The organism is Pseudomonas sp. 1L-B-1-E-C1 (genome assembly GCF_057291835.1).
In genome coordinates, this window is record NZ_JBXAWN010000021.1 from 1 (window position 1) to 20,971 (window position 20,971).

Annotated in this window: 16 protein-coding genes; 7 read left to right on the forward strand and 9 right to left on the reverse strand. The window is 60.3% G+C overall.

Annotation, left to right across the window (positions count from 1 at the left end; translation table 11 throughout):
• Positions 1-466: 466 nt before the first annotated feature.
• The 6 genes from AC0Z4S_RS25890 to cobA all read left to right on the forward strand — a co-directional run bounded on the left by AC0Z4S_RS25890 (position 467) and on the right by cobA (position 9,984).
• On the forward strand, positions 467-1,678 hold the full coding sequence (locus AC0Z4S_RS25890) for a nitrate/nitrite transporter (protein WP_485625047.1): 1,212 nt from the start codon (positions 467-469) through the stop codon (positions 1,676-1,678).
• A 7-nt stretch (positions 1,679-1,685) separates the two neighbouring features.
• Positions 1,686-3,347 carry a bifunctional protein-serine/threonine kinase/phosphatase gene (locus AC0Z4S_RS25895; protein ID WP_485625048.1) on the forward strand — a complete coding sequence of 554 codons (1,662 nt, stop codon included), beginning with the start codon at positions 1,686-1,688 and terminating at the stop codon, positions 3,345-3,347.
• Positions 3,348-3,721: 374 nt separating this feature from the next.
• Complete coding sequence (nirB, locus tag AC0Z4S_RS25900; protein WP_485625049.1) at positions 3,722-6,175, forward strand: nitrite reductase large subunit NirB; 2,454 nt, start codon at positions 3,722-3,724, stop codon at positions 6,173-6,175.
• Positions 6,172-6,492, forward strand: a complete 321-nt coding sequence (nirD, locus tag AC0Z4S_RS25905; RefSeq protein WP_485625050.1) for a nitrite reductase small subunit NirD — start codon at positions 6,172-6,174, stop codon at positions 6,490-6,492. The genes nirB and nirD overlap by 4 nt, the downstream gene beginning before the upstream one ends.
• Positions 6,489-9,203: a nitrate reductase gene (locus tag AC0Z4S_RS25910; protein ID WP_485625051.1), complete on the forward strand. Its 2,715-nt coding sequence runs from the start codon at positions 6,489-6,491 to the stop codon at positions 9,201-9,203. Before nirD ends, AC0Z4S_RS25910 begins: the two co-directional genes overlap by 4 nt.
• Before the next feature lie 10 nt (positions 9,204-9,213).
• A complete protein-coding gene (gene cobA / locus AC0Z4S_RS25915) occupies positions 9,214-9,984 on the forward strand; it encodes a uroporphyrinogen-III C-methyltransferase (protein ID WP_485625052.1) in 771 nt (256 codons plus the stop codon).
• Positions 9,985-10,053: 69 nt separating this feature from the next.
• On the opposite strand, the gene AC0Z4S_RS25920 is transcribed toward cobA, so the two are convergent.
• The 8 genes from AC0Z4S_RS25920 to ppsA all read right to left on the reverse strand — a co-directional run bounded on the left by AC0Z4S_RS25920 (position 10,054) and on the right by ppsA (position 18,278).
• The gene (locus AC0Z4S_RS25920) at positions 10,054-11,088 is read right to left on the reverse strand and encodes an OmpA family protein (protein WP_016773833.1); all 1,035 of its coding nucleotides are present in this window, start codon (positions 11,086-11,088) and stop codon (positions 10,054-10,056) included.
• A 107-nt stretch (positions 11,089-11,195) separates the two neighbouring features.
• Positions 11,196-11,786, reverse strand: a complete 591-nt coding sequence (sigX, locus tag AC0Z4S_RS25925) for an RNA polymerase sigma factor SigX (protein WP_016773832.1) — start codon at positions 11,784-11,786, stop codon at positions 11,196-11,198.
• Positions 11,787-11,876: 90 nt separating this feature from the next.
• The gene (locus AC0Z4S_RS25930) at positions 11,877-12,701 is read right to left on the reverse strand and encodes a mechanosensitive ion channel family protein (RefSeq protein WP_016773831.1); all 825 of its coding nucleotides are present in this window, start codon (positions 12,699-12,701) and stop codon (positions 11,877-11,879) included.
• 2 nt (positions 12,702-12,703) lie between these two features.
• Positions 12,704-12,952, reverse strand: coding sequence for a hypothetical protein (locus AC0Z4S_RS25935; RefSeq protein ID WP_003223293.1), 249 nt, complete (start codon positions 12,950-12,952; stop codon positions 12,704-12,706).
• Positions 12,953-13,015: 63 nt separating this feature from the next.
• Positions 13,016-14,011: a zinc transporter ZntB gene (locus AC0Z4S_RS25940; protein WP_485625053.1), complete on the reverse strand. Its 996-nt coding sequence runs from the start codon at positions 14,009-14,011 to the stop codon at positions 13,016-13,018.
• A 21-nt stretch (positions 14,012-14,032) separates the two neighbouring features.
• Positions 14,033-14,524 carry a ribonuclease E activity regulator RraA gene (gene rraA, locus AC0Z4S_RS25945; protein ID WP_039762996.1) on the reverse strand — a complete coding sequence of 164 codons (492 nt, stop codon included), beginning with the start codon at positions 14,522-14,524 and terminating at the stop codon, positions 14,033-14,035.
• A 210-nt stretch (positions 14,525-14,734) separates the two neighbouring features.
• Positions 14,735-15,724, reverse strand: coding sequence for an alpha/beta fold hydrolase (locus AC0Z4S_RS25950; RefSeq protein ID WP_485625054.1), 990 nt, complete (start codon positions 15,722-15,724; stop codon positions 14,735-14,737).
• 184 nt (positions 15,725-15,908) lie between these two features.
• Positions 15,909-18,278 (reverse strand): phosphoenolpyruvate synthase, encoded by a 2,370-nt coding sequence (gene ppsA, locus AC0Z4S_RS25955; RefSeq protein WP_253500620.1) that lies wholly within the window; start codon positions 18,276-18,278, stop codon positions 15,909-15,911.
• Between the two features lie 174 nt (positions 18,279-18,452).
• On the opposite strand from ppsA, the gene ppsR reads away from it, so the two are divergent.
• Complete coding sequence (gene ppsR / locus AC0Z4S_RS25960) at positions 18,453-19,271, forward strand: posphoenolpyruvate synthetase regulatory kinase/phosphorylase PpsR (protein ID WP_016773826.1); 819 nt, start codon at positions 18,453-18,455, stop codon at positions 19,269-19,271.
• Positions 19,272-19,453: 182 nt separating this feature from the next.
• Here ppsR and prpD read toward each other — a convergent pair whose 3' ends face one another.
• Positions 19,454-20,938, reverse strand: a complete 1,485-nt coding sequence (gene prpD / locus AC0Z4S_RS25965; protein ID WP_485625055.1) for a 2-methylcitrate dehydratase — start codon at positions 20,936-20,938, stop codon at positions 19,454-19,456.
• Positions 20,939-20,971: the final 33 nt, after the last annotated feature.

Below are 20,971 nucleotides of genomic sequence, written 5' to 3' on the forward strand. Positions count from 1 at the left end.
TGACGGCAGGTAAGAAGATCTAAAACCGTCCACCATGTCTCCGAACATGTGTCCACCATGTCTCCGGTACATACACTCCCGGAGGGAGAGGGGACCGATCGGGGGATGCTCTCGAAGTACGCCAAGCAGTGATTTCTGCAGTGAATCCATAATCGACTCGGTCGTTCAGGTCGATGTTTGACGTCAGACACCTCGGTCAGTCCCCTCTCCCTCTGGGAGAGGGCTAGGGTGAGGGGCTTTTGCTTTTCAGCTGTTGGCACAAATCTCGCTATGTAATCCGCACAGGTAACCAACGGCGGTTGCCCCACCTACGACAAAGACGTCGCTCACCCCGTTCGCCTCCGGCGAATCAGGTAGCGGCGTTTTTGCGTTTTGGCCCCAGAGAACGGGGCCGGTGGTGCGGCCGTGAGGCGCTCCACCTGCTGTGCATGACTCCTTTCGAGACTCTTTTCAGCCGAGGTGCGCGATGAATTCAAGCTTCTGGAAATCCGGCCATACCCCGACCCTGTTCGCGGCCTTCCTGTATTTCGACCTGAGCTTCATGGTCTGGTACCTGCTCGGCCCGCTGGCGGTGCAGATCGCCGCCGACCTGCACCTGACCACCCAGCAACGCGGCCTCGTCGTCGCCACGCCGATTCTCGCTGGTGCGGTGTTGCGCTTTGCCATGGGCATGCTCGCCGATCGCCTGTCGCCGAAGACCGCCGGGCTGATCGGTCAGGGCATCGTCATCTGCGCACTGTTCGGCGCGTGGAAACTGGGTATCCACAGTTATGAACAGGCGCTGATCCTCGGCCTGTTCCTCGGCATGGCCGGCGCGTCGTTCGCCGTCGCCCTGCCCCTGGCCTCGCAATGGTACCCGCCAGAACATCAGGGCAAAGCCATGGGCATCGCCGGCGCCGGCAACTCCGGCACTGTGTTCGCCGCGCTGCTGGCGCCAGTGATTGCCGCAGCGTTCGGCTGGAGCAACGTTTTCGGATTTGCCCTGATCCCGCTGGTCCTGACTCTGGTGCTGTTCGCCTGGTTGGCAAAAAACGCTCCCCAGCGGCCAAAACCGAAAGCCATGGCCGATTACTTCAAGGCCCTCGGTGATCGCGACAGCTGGTGGTTCATGTTTTTCTACAGCGTCACCTTCGGCGGCTTCATCGGCCTGGCCAGCGCCCTGCCCGGTTACTTCAACGATCAATACGGTCTGAGCCCGGTGACCGCCGGCTATTACACCGCTGCCTGCGTGTTCGGCGGCAGCCTGATGCGGCCGCTGGGTGGTGCGCTGGCCGATCGCTTCGGTGGCATCCGCACCTTGCTGGCGATGTATACCGTTGCCGCCATCTGCATCGCCGCCGTCGGCTTCAACCTGCCAAGTTCCTACGCGGCGCTGGCGCTTTTCGTCTGCACCATGCTCGGTTTGGGCGCAGGCAACGGTGCGGTTTTCCAACTGGTGCCGCAGCGCTTTCGTCTGGAGATCGGCGTGATGACCGGGCTGATCGGCATGGCCGGCGGTATCGGCGGCTTTGCCCTGGCGGCCGGCATGGGCGCGATCAAGCAAAGCACCGGCAGCTATCAACTGGCGCTGTGGTTGTTCGCCAGCCTCGGTGTAATGGCGTGGTTTGGCCTGCACGGCGTCAAGCGTCGCTGGAGAACCACCTGGGGGTCGGCGGCAGTAACGGCGGCACGGGTCTGAGGCGTCGATGGCCCTGCAACTGAGTTTCGCCGAAGCCAGCGCCACTGGCCCGCGCGCGGAGAATCAGGACGCCCTGCGTTCGGTGACACCCGCGCCGGCATTGGCGGTAAGCAAGGGTTTTCTGTTCGCCATCGCCGACGGCGTCAGTCAATGCGCCGATGGCGGCCTCGCCGCGCGTTCGACCTTGCAGGCACTGGCGTTGGACTACTACGCCACGCCGGAAACCTGGAGCGTGGCCCAGGCGCTGGATCGCCTGCTGCTCGCACAAAACCGCTGGCTGCAGGCCAACGGCGGCGGGCAACCGCTGCTGACCACGGTCAGCGCGCTGGTGATGCGCGGTCGGCGCTTCACCCTCGCCCATGTCGGCGATTGCCGGGTCTATCGCTGGCATGCCGACCGGTTGCAGCGCATCAGCGAAGATCACGTCTGGGAGCAACCGGGCATGCAGCATGTGCTCAAACGTGCGCTCGGGCTCGATCAGCATCTGGTGCTGGACTTCCTCGACGGCGAACTGCGGGAGGGCGAAAGCTTCGTCCTGCTCAGCGACGGTGTCTGGTCGACCTTGGGCGATACCGAGATCGCGGCGGTTCTGCGTGATCAGCCGGATCTGCACAGCGCAGCGCAAACCCTGGTCAACGCCGCGCATCTGGCGGGGAGTCAGGACAACGCCAGTGCTGTGCTGGTGCGGGTGGATGCTTTGGGTGAGGCCAGTATCGGCGATGTGCTGATTCATCTGCAGCAATGGCCCCTGCCGCCGCCGTTGAAACCCGGTCAGTCGTTCGAAGGCTGGCAAGTGCTGGACGTTGTCGCTCAGAGCCAGCAATCGCTGCTGTATCGGGTGCTTGATGGACAAGGTCAGACGTGGCTACTGAAGACCCTGCCCACGCGTTCGGCTGACGGTTCCTACGCCGGGCAAGCGCTGCTGTCCGAGGAATGGTTCCTCAAACGTGTGGCCGGGCGGCATTTTCCTGAAGTCCACCCATGCAGCCAGCGTCAGCATTTGTACTACGTGATGCGGGAATATTCCGGCAAGACTCTGGCACAGCTCGGGCTTTTACCCTTGGCGCAATGGCAGGACATCGCCGAACGCCTGCTGCGTGCGGTTGGCCTGCTGCATCGGCGGCAGATCCTGCACCGGGACATCAAACCGGAAAACCTGCATTGGGGCGACGACGGCGAGCTGCGCCTGCTGGATTTCGGTCTGGCTTATTGCCCGGGGCTGTCCGAAGACGCGCCGTCAACATTGCCCGGAACCCCGAGCTACATCGCGCCAGAAGCGTTTCGCGGTGATCCACCCAGTGCACAGCAGGATTTGTATGCGGTCGGCGTGACCCTGTATTTCCTGCTGACCGGGCATTATCCCTATGGCGAAATCGAAGCGTTTCAGCGCCCGCGCTTTGGTCTGCCGGTCAGCGCCAGTCGCTATCGGCCTGATCTGCCGGAATGGCTGGCGCAGAGTCTGGAACGCGGCGTCGCAGCCGATCCGCAGCAACGCTTTGAAACCGCTGAAGAGTGGCTGCTGGTGTTGGAACAGGGAGAGCGGCGTAGTTTGAGTGTGCGGCCTCGGCCTTTGTTGGAGCGAGAGCCCTTGAAGGTCTGGAGGACGATGGCGCTTCTGGCATTGCTCGGGAATGTTGTGCTGCTGGTTTTGTTGTTTCATCAGCCCTGAAAAGATCGCAGCCTTCGGCAGCTCCTACAATTGATTGCGTACACCTGTAGGAGCTGCCGAAGGCTGCGATCTTTTGATCCTGCGCTCCAAAAAAGCGCAACACGCCTCCCGAAAGTGCACCGAGACTTTCTCAATCCGAAAAAAACCCAGTAATCACGGCACCACATCAAGTTGGCACAACCACTGCATTACCCTTCTCACCATACATAAAGCCCAACCTTCAACGACGAAGGCTGCGCTTCCCGAGAGAACGGGACCAGGACAAAGGCGTCCTCGCTAGGCAACTAGCGGGACGCCTTTTTTTGTTTGCGCAAAATTTGTCGAGCAAGGCCCGACGGCCCACCAGAGGCCAGCCGCAGCTCCCGGAGAACCTGATGAAAAAACTCAAACTGGTGATGATCGGCAATGGCATGGCCGGGGTCCGTACCCTGGAAGAACTGCTCAAGCTGAGCGACGAGCTCTACGACATCACCGTCTTCGGCGCCGAACCGCACACCAACTACAACCGCATTCTGCTGTCGCCGGTGCTGGCCGGCGAGCAGACCTTCGAAGAAATCGTGCTCAACGACCTCGACTGGTACCTGGAAAACAACATCAAGTTGCTGCTCAACCGCAAAGTCGTGGAGATCGACCGGGTCAAACGCCGGGTGATCGCCGAGGACGGCACCGAAGCCGAGTACGACCGTCTGCTGATCGCCACCGGCTCGACCCCATTTATCCTGCCAATCCCCGGCAACACTTTGCAGGGCGTGATCGGTTATCGCGACATCGCCGACACCCAGGCCATGATCGACACCGCCAGGACTCACAAGCACGCCGTGGTCATCGGCGGCGGTCTGCTCGGCCTCGAAGCGGCCAATGGCCTGATGCTGCGCGGCATGCACGTCACCGTGGTGCACCTCGGTGAATGGCTGCTGGAGCGGCAACTGGACAAGACCAGCGGCCAACTGCTGCAATCGGCGCTGGAATCCCGGGGCCTGCATTTCCGCCTGTGCGAACAGACCCAGGCCCTGCACGACGCCGGCAATGGCCGGGTCGGCTCGGTGCAGTTCAAGAACGGCGACATCATTCCTGCCGATCTGGTGGTGATGGCCGCCGGCATCCGCCCCAACACCGAACTGGCGGAAAAGGCCGGCATCCCGTGCAACCGCGGCATTCTGGTCAACGACACCCTGCAAACCTACGACCCGCGCATCTACGCGATCGGCGAATGCGCCAGTCATCGCGGCATCGCCTACGGCCTGGTTGCGCCGCTGTTCGAACAGGCCAAGGTCTGCGCCAACCACCTCGCTCAACTCGGCTTCGCTCGCTATCAAGGTTCGGTGACTTCAACCAAATTGAAAGTCACCGGTATCGACCTGTTTTCCGCCGGCGACTTCATGGGCGGCGAAGGCACCGAGACCATCACCCTCTCCGACCCGATCGGTGGCGTGTACAAAAAACTGGTGATCAAGGATGACGTGCTGGTCGGCGCCTGTCTGTACGGCGATACGGCAGATGGCGGTTGGTATTTCCGGCAGATTCGTGAGAATCACGCCATCGGCGAGATCCGCGATCATTTGATGTTCGGCGAAAACGCTCTGGGCGACGTAGGACATCAGGGCCAGGACAAAGCCATGGTCATGGCCGACAGCGCCGAAGTCTGCGGCTGCAATGGTGTGTGCAAGGGCACCATCGTCAAGGCGATCCAGGAACACGGCCTGTTCAGCGTCGACGAGGTGAAGAAACACACCAAGGCTGCCAGCTCCTGCGGTTCCTGCGCCGGCCTGGTCGAGCAGATCCTCATCAATACCGTGGGGGGCGCGGCGGACGTCAAACCGAAAAGCGAAAAAGCCATCTGCGGTTGCAGCGACCTCAACCACGGGCAGATTCGCCAGGCGATTCGCCAGGAACACCTGCTGACCATCGCCGAGACCATGGGCTACCTCAACTGGCGCACGCCGAACGGCTGCGCGACGTGCCGCCCTGCTCTCAACTATTACCTGATTTCAACCTGGCCGGGCGAGGCCAAGGACGATCCGCAATCGCGCCTGATCAACGAACGTGCCCACGCCAACATCCAGAAGGACGGCACCTATTCGGTGGTGCCACGCATGTGGGGCGGCGTGACCAACCCGTCGGAACTGCGCCGGATCGCCGATGTGGCCGACAAGTACAACGTGCCGATGGTGAAGGTCACCGGCGGTCAACGCATCGACTTGCTGGGGATCAAGAAACAGGATCTGCCCGGCGTGTGGAAAGACCTCGACATGCCGTCCGGCCACGCCTACGGCAAATCCATCCGCACGGTGAAAACCTGCGTCGGCAGCGAATTCTGCCGCTTCGGCACACAGAACTCGACGCAACTGGGCATCGAGCTCGAGCACGACCTGTTCAACATGTGGTCGCCGCACAAGGTCAAGCTGGCGGTATCCGGTTGCCCACGCAACTGCTCGGAAGCGGGCATCAAGGACGTAGGAATTATCGGCGTCGACTCCGGCTGGGAGATGTACATCGGTGGCAACGGCGGGATCAAGACCGAAGTCGCCGAGTTCTTCGTCAAACTGAAAACCGCCGAAGAAGTCCGCGAATACAACGGCGCATTCCTGCAGCTGTACCGCGAAGAAGCCTTTTACCTCGAGCGCACCGTGCACTACCTGCAACGGGTCGGCATGGAGCACATCAAGAAGAACGTGCTCGAAGACGCCGAGCGGCGCAAGGCTCTGAACGAGCGGCTGCAATTCTCCCTGTCGTTCGAACAGGATCCGTGGAAAGAACGTCTGGCGCAGCCGCAACTGAAGAAAGAATTCGACGTGATCCCTGTGAAAAACCTGGAGGTGCCGGCATGAACTGGCTCGATATCTGCGCGCTGGAAGAGATCAACGCCCTCGGTTCGCGGATCATTGCCGGGCCGAAAGGAGACATCGCGATTTTTCGTACAAGCGACGATGAGGTTTTCGCCCTCGATGACCGTTGCCCGCACAAGGGTGGGCCGCTGTCGCAAGGTCTGATTTACGGCAAACGCGTGGCCTGTCCGCTGCACAACTGGCAGATCGACCTCGAAACCGGCGAAGCCCAGGCGCCGGACATCGGCTGCGCCCATCACCATCCGGCGCGAGTCGAGAATGGCCGGGTGCAACTGGCCCTGCGGGACGCCGTCTGGTGAACCGCCAGACGACCGCCTCGACCTGCTGTTACTGCGGGGTCGGCTGCGGCGTACTGATCGAGCATGACGGCGAGCGCATCCTCGGCGTCAGCGGCGATCCGGCGCACCCGGCCAACTTCGGCAAACTGTGCAGCAAAGGCTCGACCCTGCACCTGACTGGCGACCTCGCCGCCCGCGCCTTGTACCCGGAACTGCGTCTGGGCAAAGGCCTGGCGCGCAGCCGTACTGGCTGGGACAGCGCACTGGAGCACGCCGCCAACGTCTTTGCCGAAACCATCGCCGAACACGGCCCGGACAGCGTAGCGTTCTACATTTCCGGGCAGTTGCTCACCGAGGACTACTACGCCTTCAACAAGCTGGCGCGGGCGCTGGTCGGCACCAACAACATCGACAGCAATTCGCGGCTGTGCATGTCCTCGGCGGTGGTCGGCTACAAACGCAGCCTCGGCGCTGACGCACCGCCATGCAGTTACGAAGACCTGGAGCTCAGCGACTGCGTGATGATCGTCGGCAGTAACATGGCCTACGCCCATCCGGTACTTTTTCGCCGGTTGGAGGAAGCCAAATCCCGTCGCCCGCAGATGAAAGTCATCGTCATTGACCCGCGTCGTACTGACACCTGCGATTTGGCTGACCTGCATCTGGCGATTCTTCCGGGTACCGATGTCGCCTTGTTCCATGGGATTTTGCACCTGCTGCTGTGGGAAGACTGGGTCGATCGCGATTTCATCAAGGCGCACACCGAAGGCCTCGGCGAACTTAAAACGCTGGTCCGCGACTACACCCCGCAGATGGTTTCGCAGCTGTGCGGCATCAGCATCGAGCAGTTGCAGCAATGCGCGGAATGGGTCGGCACTGCGCCGAGCTTCTTGTCGCTGTGGTGCATGGGCCTGAACCAGTCCAGCGCCGGCAGCGCGAAAAACAGCGCGCTGATCAACCTTCACCTGGCCACCGGTCAAATCGGCCGTCCGGGAGCAGGACCTTTCTCACTCACTGGTCAGCCAAACGCCATGGGTGGGCGGGAAACCGGCAGTCTGTCCAATCTGCTGCCCGGCCACCGCGACGCCGCCAATCCAGAGCATCGCGCCGAGGTGGCGGCGTATTGGGGTGTGGACAACTTGCCCGAAGCGCCGGGCCTGAGCGCCATCGAACTGTTCGAAAACCTGGGCAACGGCAAGATCAAGGCAGTGTGGATTGCCTGTACCAACCCGGCGCAATCGATGCCGGATCAGAACGCGGTTCGCGCAGCGCTTGAGGCCTGTCCTTTTGTGGTGTTGCAGGAAGCCTTTCGCACCACCGAAACCGCTGCGTTTGCCGACCTGCTGTTGCCAGCGGCAAGTTGGGGTGAAAAGGAAGGTTCGGTGACCAATTCCGAACGGCGCATTTCCCACGTACGCAAAGCGGTTGTCGCACCGGGCGAAGCGCGGCCGGACTGGGCGATCACGGTGGATTTCGCACAGCGTCTGGAGAAACGTCTGCGTCCTCGCCAGCCAAGTCTGTTCGCTTTCGATCAGCCTTCGCAGTTGTTTGATGAATTCAAATGGCTGACCCAGGGCCGCGACCTGGACCTTTCCGGCATCAGTCATGCGTTGATCGACGAGATCGGCCCGCAGCAATGGCCCTTCCCTGTCGGCGCCCGCCAAGGCACGCCACGCTTGTACGGCGACGGCATTTTTCCTACAGCCAATGGCCGCGCGCAGTTCATTGCCGATCCGTATCGCGCCGCCAGGGAACAACGCGACGCGCGCTTCCCGCTGACCTTGATCACCGGTCGCCTGCGGGACCAGTGGCATGGCATGAGCCGTACCGGCACCGCCGCGCAACTGTTCGGCCATGTCAGCGAAGCCGTGCTGAGCCTGCACCCGGACGAGATGCGCCGGCATCGCCTGCAGCCCGGCGATCTGGTCAATCTGAAAAGCCGTCGTGGCGCTGTGATTGTTGCGGTCGGCAGCGATGACAGCGTGCGACCCGGCCAGGCATTTCTGCCGATGCATTGGGGTGACCGTTATCTCAAGGGTGGCGTTAACAACCTGACCCAGCCGGCATTCGATCCGCTGTCCAAGCAACCCGAGCTCAAGCACAGCGGCGTGCGCCTGGAGGCAGTCAACCTGCCATGGCAACTGTTCGCTCTGATCGAGGGTGATGTTCAACGGCAGTTCGAGACGCTACGACCGCTGTGCGAGGCGTTTTCCTACGTCAGCCTCAGCCTTGTCGGTCGGGAGCGGCCGGCGTTGCTGGTACGCGCGGCACACGCCGAGGCGCCCGATCCACTGTTGCTGGGCGAGATCGACCAGTGCCTATCCCTGCTGGATGGCCCGGTTCTGGCCTACGACGACCCGCGCCGCGCCATTGGCAAGCGGGTGCGCATCGAAAATGGCCGTATCACCGCCATTCGCCTGGCCGGCGAAACCCTTGCGCAACACTGGTTGCAAAGCCTGTGGCTGGAGGGCCGCGCCGACCAGCAACTGCGGCGCTGGCTGCTCGCGCCGATGAGTGCACCGCCGGGCGCTGTCGGCGCCATCGCGACCGACAAGACTCTGTGCAATTGCGAAAACGTCAGCCTCAACGCAGTCTGCGCCGGCATTCGCCAGGGCCTGGATCTGCAAGGCCTGAAAAAAACTCTCCGATGCGGTACCCAATGCGGTTCCTGCGTGCCGGAAATCAAGCGTCTGCTGGCTGCCGAAGCGCGGCCGGTCGCGGTTATTCAATGAGGACAACACCATGAATGCGAAAGTCTGGCTGGTGGGCGCAGGCCCTGGCGATCCGGAGTTGCTGACGCTCAAGGCAGTGCGGGCGTTGCGCGAAGCCGATGTGGTGATGATCGATGATCTGGTCAACGACGCGGTGCTGGAGCACTGCCCCGATGCGCGGGTCATTGCCGTCGGTAAACGCGGCGGCTGCCGCTCGACGCCGCAGGCATTCATTCATCGGCTGATGCTGCGTTACGCACGCCAGGGCAAATGCGTGGTGCGCCTCAAGGGTGGCGATCCGTGCATTTTCGGTCGCGGTGGTGAAGAAGCGCAGTGGTTGCGCGAGCGTGGCGTTGAAGTGGAACTGGTCAACGGCATCACTGCTGGGCTGGCCGGGGCGACACAGTGTGATATTCCGCTGACGTTGCGGGGCGTGGCGCGCGGGGTGACGTTGGTGACCGCGCACACCCAGGATGACAGCCAGTTGAACTGGAAGGCATTGGCGCAAGGCGGGACGACGCTGGTGATCTATATGGGGGTGGCCAAACTGGGCGAGATTCGCGACCAGCTGTTGGCGGGAGGGATGGCGGCGGATACGCCGGTGGCAATGATCGAAAATGCCTCGTTGGCGCATCAGCGTGAATGTCGCAGTGATTTGAGTGCGATGGCTGAGGATGCGTCGGCGTTTGAATTGAAGAGCCCGGCGATTCTGGTGATTGGCGCGGTGGCGGCTGTTGCCCAAGAGCAAAAGATCGCAGCCTTCGGCAGCTCCTACACGGCGTACGACGTGCAAGCGCTTTAAGCTCCGTAGCCAAATCGCAGACAAAGAAAAGCCCGGCCTGAGCCGGGCTTTTCCATCAGCGGCAGCTAATTACTTAGCTTGAGCTTCAACCTGCGCTTCTACGCGACGGTTTACAGCGCGGCCAGCGTCAGTTTTGTTGTCAGCAACTGGGCGGGATTCGCCGTAGCCAACAGACTGAACGCGGGACGATTCAACACCGTACTGGTTGGTCAGAACCTGCTTAACGGCGTTTGCACGACGCTCGGACAGTTTCTGGTTGTAAGCGTCAGGACCGACGGAGTCAGTGTGACCTTCAACAGTAGTGGTGGTGGATGGGTACTGCTTCATGAAGTCAGCCAGGTTTTTGATGTCGCCGTAGCTGTTAGGCTTGACTACCGACTTGTCGAAGTCGAATTTCACGTCCAGCTCAACACGAACAACTTCAGCAACTGCTGGGCAGCCATCAGCGTCAACGGTTACGTTGGCTGGGGTGTCCGGGCACTTGTCAACGTTGTCGCAAACGCCATCGTTGTCGCTGTCGGAGCAGACTTCAGCAGGTGCTGGAACTGGAGCAGCAGCTGGTTTGGAGCCGCCACCGAAGTTCACACCGATACCGACGCTAGGAGCCCACTCGGTGTCGCCCTGGTCGATGTTGTACTGAGCTTCAACGCCGGCACGGGCGTAGAAGTTCTCGGTGAAGTACAGCTTGGCACCGCCGCCAACGTTGGCGAAGGTGGAACGGTTACGACCGTTCGAACCGTTCTGGTCGATGCTCTGGTCAGAGAAACCGGCCGAAACGTATGGACGAATCATGTCGCCTGGGTTGTTGAAGTGGTACAGAGCGTCCAGAGCGGTGTTAGCGCCTTTGACGTTCTTGCCATCGTCGGCACGTACGTTGTGCACTTCGTCGTAGCCCAGACGCAGTTCAACGTCGTCGGTCAGGAAGTAACCGATCGAACCGCCGAACAGGTTGCCGTTGTTCTTGAAGTTACGAGCGCTGTCGAATTGTTCTTTCTTAGCGAAGCCTTCGATTTCAACTGCGCCTTGGCCTTGTGCCAGAGCGCCGAACGAAGTGGCGGCAATCAGAGAACCAATGGCCAAGCCCAAGGTGTTTTTCAGTTTCATCCGTTAAATCCCCATCTGGTGATTGTGAAGCAGTCCCGCAAACCGGGGGACAACTCGGCGGCAAGTCTATCAGAACTTGCCTACACGTAAGAGATATTTGCGCTGAACTAAGTTTCAGCAATGCCTGCAAATTTCTCACGCAATTTATCTAGAGCGCGTTTGTAACGCATTTTTGTCGCACTCAAACCCATGTGCATGATGTCTGCGATCTCCTGAAACTCCAGCTCTGCGACAAATCGTAGCACCAGAATTTCGCGGTCAATCGGATTCACATACACCAGCCAGCGATCAAGCCCACCCTTCTCCTCCGGCTTCGGCGCCTTTTCTTCAGACGCTTCTTCAAGAGGGTCCAGACTGAGAGCGTCCATCAAGCGACGCTTACGCCGTTCCTTCCGATACTGCGTGATGCATTCGTTGTAAGTGATGCTGTAAAGCCAGGTTTTGAACTTCGATTTCCCCTCGAAGTTCTTCAGGCCGTACAGCACCTTCAGCATCACTTCCTGACAGACATCGTCTGCGTCGCGATCGTTCCCAAGATATCTCGCGCAGACGTTAAATAATGTTCGCTGGTAACGCCGCATCAACTCTTCGTAGGCGCGCGTTACGTGAAACAGCTCGGTATGCGAGCGCGCGACCAACTCCTCATCAGAGAGCTCGCGGGGGTCGTAGCGCGTGGATAGCGGTTGGGCTTTATTCAAAACAAGTCGTGCCGACAGTCAGGTCAATGTCCGCCACAACCAGCCTCGGCTGGCATTTTGCGGCGGCATACATTAGCAGGGTTTGCCGGTTTAGCGGCTACTCACATGCTGTTCCAGCAGGATCCGATTGGAGAGAGAGACTAGCTCACCCTCATCGGTCAGCAATGTGGTTTTAACCGTGCCGATCTCTTCGATCTGGCCTTCGACCTCGCCAACACGCACTTGTTGCCCAACCTCGTACAGCTCACGCACATAGATTCCCGCAAGAATCTGACCGGCAATTTCCCGGCTTCCCAAACCCATGGCCAGCGCAACTGCCAGACCAACGGTAATCAATACGATGACAATGACATGGTTCAGCAGGTCAGTCTTGACCTCGAGCTGACTGATCGCAACCGAGATGCTGATGATGATCACCAGTCCCTGAGCAATGCGTCCCAGCCCGGAAGCGTAGTCCAGGCCTACGCCTTCTGCCGCCCCGCGCACCAGTCCGTTGGCCAATTGCGCGAGCAGGACACCGACCAGCAACACCAGTGCGGCGCCGAAAACCTTCGGCAGATACAACGCCAGCATGTCCAGCGTAGCTGAAACTCGCTCAAGGCCAAGGGATTCTGCCGCGGAAACCAGAAAAATCAGCAGAACGAACCAGTAGACGATTTTACCGATCAGTGTCGAAATTGGCACCTGCAGCCCGGCGCGCGACATCAATTTGGTCAATCCGGTGCCGCCCATCAGGCGATCGAGGCCCAGTTTGGCGAGCAATTTCGAGAGCAAGGTGTCGAGCAGTTTGGCCACGACGAAACCCAGCAGCAGCACAACCAGTGCGCCGAACAGGTTCGGAATGAAATTAGCGACTTTGGTCCACAACGCAGTCATTGCAGTGACGAGGCTCTGAGTCCAGAGATCAAGTTCCATATTCAATCAGCCTTATCAGCAGTGCGAGCAGTGGTTTTACGAAGACGGGAAACCGGCGAGACATGCGCCGAGCCATTGTTCAGGGCGATCATCAGCGCGGGCAGCCAGCGGCCCAGCAGGCTGAACAGATCACCGGCGCCAACCTGGCGGTTGGCGGTTTTGAGTACGCGGCCCAGGCACGCATCGTCGTCGCGGCTGGACGGCGAAGCGTTGAGCATGTCGCGCAAAGACTGTTCAAACGGATCGTGCATACGCACCTCTCGGGATGTCTGTGAAAGACGCGGGCAGATTTGCTCGGGTCACATGCGCCATGTTCACACCCAGCGCAAACGGCGGAACAACCACCACTGGCCGAACGCCAGGGCGAGCACCGTCAGGCAGGCAATCAGGAAACCATACGGGCTCTCGGCAAACGGAATACCGCCGACATTGATACCGAGCAGACCGGTGATGAAACTCATCGGCAAAAAGATGCAGGTGATGATGCCGAAGCGGTACATGGTGCGATTCATGCGCACGCTCAAGCGCCGGTCTTCGGCCTCCAGCACAAGCCCCACGCGCTCTCGGGTCAATTCAAGCTCTTCCAGATAACGGGTCAGGCTGTTGTTCAACTCGTTCCAGTAGTCGGCGTCGTCTTCGACAAACCACGGCAGTTTTATCCGCGTCAGCTGTCCGAAAATATCCCGCTGCGGTGCGAGAAAACGCTTCAGCCCGGCCGCTCTGCGGCGGATGTGCAAAATGGCGCCATGCTCGGGGGTATACCGTTCGTCGGCGTCGAGTTTTTCTTCCTCTTCATCGACCACTTCCGACAGGCAGGTGACCAGATCCTGCACTTTATTCGTGAGGAACTGCGCCAGATACAACATCAATTCGGAGGACGTTTTCGGGCCTTTGCCCTCGCCGAGCAACGCCAGCAGCTCATCGGTGGCGCGCAACGGGCGCAAACGCAGGGAAATTACCCGCTGCGCAGAGGCGAAAATCCGTACCGAGACCATATCTTCCGGCTCGGCGCCGGGGTTGAGATTGACCCCGCGCAGGAACAGCAGCAACTCGGAATCGGGCAACGGCAACAGGCGCGGCCGGGTATTTTCTTCCAGCAGCAGATCGCAGGTGAATTCGTTGAGCCCGCTGGACCTGCGCAACCAGGTTTGCGTCTGCGGATGGCTGCGATCCCAGTGCAGCCAAAGGCTCTCATGGGCCTGCAGTTGCAAATCGTCGAGCTCAGTCCGGCCTATCGAACGCGCACCGCCCTTGCCATCCAGCACCAGGGCATGCACCAGCCCCCATTGCGCGTTTTCTTCCTCGAACATCCGCATCCCTTGTCGAAAAGCTTATTCAGGCATTTTCAGCGGAGTCGGCGATACGATCACGCCGTTGTTGTCCGCATAAATGTACTGGCCCGGGTGAAACGTCACGCCAGCGAATGTCACCGGGACGTTGAGATCGCCAATGCCGCGCTTGTCGGTTTTCATCGGGTGGCTGGCCAGCGCCTGCACGCCGAGATCGGTCTGGGCGATGACGTCGACATCACGGATGCAACCGTAGATCACCAGCCCTTCCCAACCGTTCTGCGCGGCCTTGGCGGCAATCATGTCGCCCAGCAGAGCGCGGCGCAGCGAACCGCCGCCATCAACGACGAGCACTTTGCCTTTGCCGTTGAGTTCGGCCTGCTCCTTGACCAGCGAGTTGTCTTCGAAGCACTTGATGGTCACGATTTCGCCGCCGAAGGAATCACGGCCGCCGAAATTGCTGAACATCGGTTCCAGCACCTGCACCAGCTCCGGGTAGGCGTCGCACAGATCGGGCGTAAGGTAATGTTCCATCGAAAAACTCCTGTAACAAGGAAGACGATCAAGGATGCCGCATGCTGATAAGACGAGTTCCAGCGGTCGCTGTTTACCTTAGCCCATGCCATCGTCGCTGAGCGAAGCTGAACCTGAGCTGAAACGTTATCGCTAAACCACCACGAAATATGACCGGAACCGCACAATGCGTCATATCTTAGCCGCAAGCCAGGCTTAACGGAACGCCCCTCACACCGCAGCGGCCATACCCGCTGTCTGAGCCAGCAACGGCGTCTGCTGATCGTTCAACCAGCGCGCCACCAACGGCCACACTTCCGTCTGCGCCGCTTTGCTCACCAGCATTTCGACATGGCCGAAATTATCGGAGAAGCCTTGCTCACGGCCCAGATTGATGAACTGCTTGCACTCCGAGCCGATCTGCTCGAACAGCTTGCGGCAGGCCCACGGCGGATCCTGATGATCGCCCGCGGCCGTCACGGCCAGCACCGGCACCTGAACCTCGGCGAGCCCGGCCCACCAATCCTTGTCCTTGTCGCCAAAGCGGCCGAACAAGCCGTACCAGCGCATGCTTTCGATGGCCAGACCGATCGGCTCATCTTCCGGGCCACGTTTGAGACGTGAGCCGGACAATTGCGCGAAACGCTTGAGAATAATGCGCCCGCCCCACTCCACCGGTGGAATCTTCAGTGGCCAATAGGTACGGCTGACCTGCGTACCGAAAAACGCCACCGAGGCCACTGCCGGTTCGCCGAGGTATTCGCCACCGAGTGCAGCCGCCAAAGTGATGCCACCCAGAGAGTGGCCGATCCAGTGCGGGATCTGTCCGCTCTGCTCGCGAACGAACGCGGCAATCGCTGGCAGATCATAGCGCGCGTAATCGGCAACGCGGTTGCGTCGGTAGTCCTCATTGCGCTGGGACAGGCCGTGACCGCGCATTTCCGGAATCCACACGTCGAAGCCCAGTCGCGTCAGATACGCGCCAAGCCCGAGGCCTTTGGGGGAGAACCAGAAACGTCGATTGGAAAAGCTGCCGTGCAACAGGATCACCGGCACGCCGCGCGGGGCCGAGTCATCGGCCATGCCCAGGCGGGTCACGGCGATCTCCACGGACCAGTCCGGGCTGTTGCCGGGTTTCAATCGATACACGTCTTCGCTCAGATCGCCGCGCCGCTCGGCGCTGATCAGTGCGACAGGAAACAGGTTGCTGCTGCTTTGCATAATGCTCTTGCACAAAAAAGGGCGGCATCCGGAGACCCCGCCCTGTTTGAATCTCAAAGTCCGGCCCATGTGGGAGCGAGCTTGCTCGCGAAGGCGCTGTATCAGTCAACATCCATAGTGAATGTTGCTCCGTCTTCGCGAGCAAGCTCGCTCCCACAGGGGGCGCGGGCCGATTACATACTGCTTAAGCCTGACCTTCGGCGAGGAAGAACCAGGTTTCCAGCACGGTGTCCGGGTTCAGCGACACGCTTTCGATGCCTTGCTCCATCAGCCACTTGGCCAGATCCGGGTGGTCCGATGGGCCCTGACCGCAGATGCCGATGTACTTGCCGGCCTTGTTGCACGCCTGAATGGCGTTGGCCAACAGCTTCTTGACCGCCGGATTACGCTCGTCGAACAAGTGGGCGATGATCCCCGAGTCGCGATCCAGACCCAAAGTGAGCTGCGTCAGGTCGTTGGAGCCGATCGAGAAACCGTCGAAGAATTCGAGGAATTCCTCGGCCAGAATCGCGTTGGATGGCAGTTCGCACATCATGATCACGCGCAGACCGTTTTCGCCGCGCTTCAAGCCGTTTTCGGCGAGCAGATCGACCACCTGGCTGGCTTCGCCGAGAGTCCGGACGAACGGCACCATGATTTCCACATTGGTCAGGCCCATCTCGTTGCGCACACGCTTCAGCGCGCGGCATTCGAGTTCGAAGCAGTCGCGGAACGATTCGCTGATGTAACGCGAAGCGCCACGGAAGCCGAGCATCGGGTTTTCTTCTTCCGGCTCGTAGAGCTTGCCGCCGATCAGGTTGGCGTATTCGTTGGACTTGAAGTCCGACAGACGCACGATGACTTTTTTCGGCGTGAACGCTGCAGCCAGGGTGCTGATGCCTTCCACCAGTTTGTCGACGTAGAAGTCGACGGGGTCGCTGTAACCGGCAATACGCTTGTCGACGCTGTCCTTGATGTCCTGCGGCAGACCGTCGTAGTTCAACAGCGCTTTCGGGTGCACGCCGATCATGCGGTTGATGATGAATTCCAGACGTGCCAGACCAACGCCGGCGTTCGGCAATTGGGCGAAGTCGAAGGCGCGATCCGGGTTGCCGACGTTCATCATGATCTTGAACGGCAGCTCCGGCATGGCGTCGACGGAGTTCTTCTTGATGTCGAAACCGAGTTCGCCTTCGAAGATGTAACCGGTATCGCCTTCGGCGCAGGACACGGTCACGCCCTGGCCATCCTTCAGCAACTGGGTGGCGTTGCCGCAACCGACCACGGCCGGAATGCCCAGCTCACGGGCGATGATCGCCGCGTGGCAGGTACGCCCGCCACGGTTGGTGACGATGGCGCTGGCGCGCTTCATCACCGGTTCCCAGTCCGGGTCGGTCATGTCGGAGACCAGCACGTCGCCCGGCTGGACTTTGTCCATCTCGGAAACGTCTTTGATGATCCGCACTTTGCCGGCGCCGATGCGCTGACCGATCGCGCGACCTTCCACCAGCACAGTGCCGGTTTCTTTCAGCAGGTAACGTTCCATGACGTTGGCCTGGGTGCGGCTTTTCACGGTTTCCGGACGCGCCTGGACGATGTACAGCTTGCCGTCATCACCGTCCTTGGCCCACTCGATGTCCATCGGGCAGCCGTAGTGTTTCTCGATGATCATCGCCTGCTTGGCCAGCTCGCTGACTTCAGCGTCGGTCAGGCAGAAACGCGCGCGCTCGGCCTTGTCGACATCGACAGTCTTGACCGAACGACCGGCCTTGGCCTCGTCGCCGTAGATCATCTTGATCGCTTTGCTGCCCAGGTTGCGCCGCAGGATCGCCGGACGACCAGCCTCCAGCGTGCCTTTGTGTACGTAGAACTCATCCGGGTTGACCGCGCCTTGTACGACGGTTTCGCCCAGGCCGTAAGCGCCGGTGATGAACACCACGTCACGGAAACCCGATTCGGTATCGAGGGTGAACATCACGCCGGCAGTGCCGGTTTCCGAACGCACCATGCGCTGCACGCCAGCCGACAGGGCGACCAGTTTGTGATCGAAGCCTTGGTGCACGCGGTAGGAAATCGCCCGGTCGTTGAACAACGAGGCGAATACCTCTTTGGCGGCGCGGATTACGTTTTCCACACCACGGATGTTCAGGAAGGTTTCCTGCTGACCGGCGAAGGAAGCGTCCGGCAGGTCTTCGGCGGTGGCGGAGGAACGCACGGCCACGGCCACGTCAGGGTTGCCGGCCGACAGCGCGGCGAACGCGGTGCGGATCTCGGTGTTGAGCTTTTCAGGGAATTCGGCGTCCATGATCCATTGGCGGATCTGCGCGCCGGTCTTGGCCAGGGCATTGACGTCGTCGACGTCGAGCGCGTCGAGGGCCTTGTGGATCTGATCGTTCAGGCCGCTCAGTTCGAGGAAGTCACGATAGGCCTGAGCCGTCGTGGCGAAGCCGCCGGGGACCGAAACACCGGCGCCTGCCAGGTTACTGATCATCTCGCCCAGGGATGCGTTCTTGCCCCCCACATGCTCAACATCGTGTTTGCCGAGCTTATCGAGGGAAACTACGTACTCTACCAAGGTGATCTCTCCACTAACTGTGTTGGAAAAGCTCAGAAACCGGCGGCCCGGGGGAGCCTCGGCCGGTTGTATGGCCTGGACCTGGAAAATAAGTGAGAATGCGGGCCAACGGCGGCCGGCAAATCGCGCCTATCATATCCAAGAATGTTCATTAGTCTAAGGCCCAAGGTGCAAATGAAACGATCTGCTTTCTTCATCTCCGATGGCACCGGCATTACCGCCGAAACCCTGGGTCAAAGCCTGCTGGCGCAGTTCGAAAACATTACCTTCAGCAAATTCACGCGGCCCTACATCGACAGCGTGGAAAAAGCGCGGGCCATGGTACAACAAATCAACAAAGCCGCTGAAACCGACGGCTTCCGGCCGATCATCTTCGACACCATCGTCAATCAGGACATCCGTGAGATTCTCGCAACGTCGAATGGTTTCATGATCGACATTTTCTCGACCTTCCTCGCGCCGCTCGAACAGGAGCTCACCGAGCACTCTTCCTACACCGTCGGCAAATCCCATTCGATCGGGCATAACTCCAATTACATGGAGCGCATCGAGGCGGTGAACTTCGCCCTCGACAACGATGACGGCGCGCGCACCCACTATTACGACAAAGCCGATCTGATACTAGTGGGCGTGTCGCGATGCGGCAAAACGCCGACGTGTCTGTACATGGCCATGCAGTTCGGCATCCGCGCGGCCAACTATCCGCTGACCGAAGACGACATGGAGCGCCTGACCCTGCCGACCGCCCTGCGCGCCCACCAGCACAAGCTGTTCGGCCTGACCATCGATCCTGATCGCCTCACCGCGATCCGCAACGAGCGCAAGCCCAATAGCCGCTATTCGAGCTACGCCCAGTGCGAATTCGAAGTGCGTGAGGTGGAGAATCTGTTCCGCCGCGAGAACATTCCGCACATCAATTCCACGCATTTTTCCGTGGAAGAGATTTCGGCGAAGATTCTCGTGGAGAAAGGGGTTGAGCGGCGGTTCAAGTAGTTATGCGGTGCCTGACCTGACGCCTTCGCGAGCAGGCTCGCTCCCACAGTGGATCTGCATCGTAACGACTGTGGGAGCGAGCTTGCTCGCGAAAGCGGCAGCACATTCAGCATTGATTTTGTCTGACACACTGCTATCGCGAGCAGGCTCACTCCTACAGTTGATCTTCGGCGCCTGCTCGCTCAGAGCACAAACAGGTCGATGAATCGATTCACCGGCGTAGCCTCCAGTCGCGCCTGATCCTCGCACAGCGCAAAAATCTCAGCGCAACGCTGGCCAGCGAAACGCGTGGCGAGGTTGGCCTTGAACTTGTCTTCCAGCAACGGAATGCCTTCGGCGCGGCGGCGGCGATGGCCGATCGGGTACTCCACCAAGACGTTCTCGGTGCTGCTGCCATCCTTGAAAAACACCTGCACGGCATTGGCAATCGAACGCTTGTCGGCTTCGAGGTATTCGCGGGTGAAGCGCGGTGCTTCGACGATGACCATTTTCTCGCGCAACACATCAATGATCGGGTGCGCCTTGTGGAAGTCGTCTTCGTAGTGCTCGGCCACCAGATTGCCAAATGCCAGCGGCACGGCAGTCATGTATTGCAGACAATGATCGCGGTCGGCAGCGTTGGCCAGCGGGCCGACCTTGGAAATGATGCGGATCGCCGATTCGTGGGTGGTAATGACGATGCGGTCGATCTCATGCAGGCGATTGCGCACCTGCGGATGCAAGGTCACCGCCGCTTCGCACGCGGTTTGCGCGTGGAATTCGGCGGGGAAACTGATCTTGAACAGCACGTTTTCCATCACGTAACTGCCGAACGGGCGGGAAACGCTGAAAGCGCGTTTGTCCTCGGGCTTGAGCGCCAGATCATTGTTGGTGTGGCTGAACGACACGTCATAGAAGCCCCATTGCTTCGCGCTCAATACACCGGGAATGCCCATCTCGCCGCGCATGGCGATGTCGGCCAGACGCACCCCGCGACTCGCCGCATCCCCCGCCGCCCAGGATTTTCGCGAGCCGGCGTTCGGTGCGTGGCGATAAGTACGCAGCGCCTGACCGTCGGCGAAGGCATGGGACAGCGCCGATAGCATCTGCTCACGGTTGGCACCCATCAGTCTGGCGCTGACCGCAGTCGAGGCGACTTTCACCAGAATGACGTGATCGAGTCCTACGCGGTTGAAGGAGTTCTCCAGCGCGATCACACCTTGAATCTCGTGGGCCATGATCATCGCTTCCAGCACATCGCGCAGGGTCAGCGGTGCTTCACCGTTGGCGATGCGTTTTTGCGACAGGTGATCGGCCACGGCGAGGATGGCACCGAGGTTATCCGATGGATGGCCCCATTCGGCGGCGAGCCAGGTGTCGTTGTAGTCGAGCCAACGGACGATGCAGCCGATGTCCCAGGCGGCTTTGACCGGATCGAGCCGGTAACTGGTGCCGGGCACTCGCGCACCGAACGGCACAATCGTGCCCTCGACTATCGGGCCGAGGTGTTTCGTGCATTCAGGGAAACGCAGGGCCAGCAGACCGCAGCCGAGGGTGTCGATCAGGCAATTGCGCGCGGTGTTCAGGGCTTCAGCGGAGTCAGGCTTGAAGGTGAGGACGTAATCGGCGATGTCCTGCAGGACACGGTCGTAGTCGGGACGGTTGTTCAGGTCGACGTTGGCGCTCATGTTCGATTCACTCCTGTAGGAGCTGCCGAAGGC